A 1,579-nucleotide genomic window follows, 5' to 3' on the forward strand; every position below is an offset into this window, starting at 1 on the left:
AAAGCATGAAGTTGGTCGGCAGGGTGCATAGCTTCACGTTGGCTATTTTCCGTCAGGGAAATAATCAGCGCATCGGATTCAGGCACAATTTTGACAGGCACAGGAAAACTGGATGAAAGATGCCCTTTTGCGACCAATTGTTGCAACGCCAGTAAACGACGTTGACCCGCTGCAACCCCGTAGACGTCATTGTCCATCGGGTAAATCACCAAGTTTTGTAATACTCCGACCGCTTGAATACTGTCAGCCAGTTCGGATAGGGCTTTTTCATCGATTGGACGTTTACGCACATTGAGTTCACTTTGCACTAAAGCCGATAAAGGCAATACATGTGCTTCCATACTGTCCAACGCCTGATAAATCGCGTCCGCTTGAGCGGATTTTGTGCCTTTTTTCGCTTTACGTTGTTTTGGGTTAATGCTAGTTTCTAATGTAGACATAATTAATACCTCTAGTTGTTTCTTGTGTCTAAGCTAAGGGAGGGTCAACAACTCCCTTAGCACCTAAGATGCCTGAATGAGTTCAGGACGCAGATAGAACATGTTGTTTAAATTGTCACTAAAGCCAATCGGATACCCGTCTTTCATAAAAATACTGTTGGAATCGTATGCATCACTGTGCAGCGTGATTTCTTCGTCGTATAACTCAGGTGAAATATCCCCCTCGAATAAATCCAATAACCGTGTTAATGGCGCAATGTAATGCAATAAATCCGCTTTCTGACCGTCAGTCAGTGGGGTTTTAACCCTTCTTTCGTTAGATTCTGGAGCTGCAAGGTTTTGATGTGATGACATATTTGAATCCTCCTTTGTGTGAATGATTTCTTTCGTTGAGTTCCTCCGCTGCAAAGGCCGTACATAGCCGAGATGAGGAAGGAAGCAAGGGCGGAGACAAAATTGTTGGTAAGCGCAGCGGCAAGAATTTTGGTGGAGTGCACTTTACGCTTGCTGTATGACGAGACGAGGCTATGTTTTAGGCCAAGCGGAGGTGCTCGATGAAAGATTAATCACACAGGTGATGAAGATGGCAGCACCCGACTTGCAGCGAGAGAAGCGAACGGCAAGTCGCCATTAACGCTTAGCATCGCTAAGCAGTGAACCAGGGGCGGTCCCGCAGGGAGCTGCACCCCTGCCCTTTGCGCCACGTTGAAAACGGTAAAAGGCGCAGCGGTTGACCTTTCAAGCCGGTTGTCCCCATTTTCCACATTTGGCGAGCCAGTGAGCGCGCCCCAAACAGGCGCGAGAACGGGAGTGTACGGGGAACCTGCGCCAACTGTGTGTAAATGGGGTCAATCCGGCGTTCGGCTTAAGCCTGGCTCAATGCCAGTATGAAGCCGTTGCCCCGAAACCTAAAGAAAGGCGTATCCACAAAATCAGTGGATAACTTTAAATAACCATGTTGATAACAAGGTTAATAGCCTGATTAATGAATGAATATCAACGCTGTTCAAAAAAACACCAAATATTGATTAGCATTTTACGACAGGAATGTCCGAAAATTGCGTTGTCCAGCGAGGCGATAAAAATTGCTGCTTCATTTTCCATAAAGCCGATTGCGATTGAATCCCCTGACCTGCAAA

General features: G+C 46.5%; 4 protein-coding genes. 1 reads left to right on the plus strand and 3 read right to left on the minus strand.

Going from position 1 to position 1,579, the window contains the following annotated elements:
* Positions 1 to 440: ParB/Srx family N-terminal domain-containing protein (locus tag AC4IFO_RS22775; protein WP_490737821.1), on the minus strand; the 440-nt coding region annotated here is incomplete at its 3' end.
* A gap of 63 nt (positions 441 to 503) precedes the next feature.
* Positions 504 to 794, minus strand: coding sequence for a hypothetical protein (locus AC4IFO_RS22780; RefSeq protein ID WP_490737822.1), 291 nt, complete (start codon positions 792 to 794; stop codon positions 504 to 506).
* A 157-nt stretch (positions 795 to 951) separates the two neighbouring features.
* On the opposite strand from AC4IFO_RS22780, the gene AC4IFO_RS22785 reads away from it, so the two are divergent.
* On the plus strand, positions 952 to 1,074 hold the full coding sequence (locus AC4IFO_RS22785; RefSeq protein ID WP_490737823.1) for a hypothetical protein: 123 nt from the start codon (positions 952 to 954) through the stop codon (positions 1,072 to 1,074).
* A gap of 394 nt (positions 1,075 to 1,468) precedes the next feature.
* On the opposite strand, the gene AC4IFO_RS22790 is transcribed toward AC4IFO_RS22785, so the two are convergent.
* On the minus strand, positions 1,469 to 1,579 hold a 111-nt coding region (locus AC4IFO_RS22790; RefSeq protein ID WP_490737824.1), incomplete at its 5' end, for a DUF4113 domain-containing protein.

This window comes from Providencia sp. UF-224, from assembly GCF_058245955.1.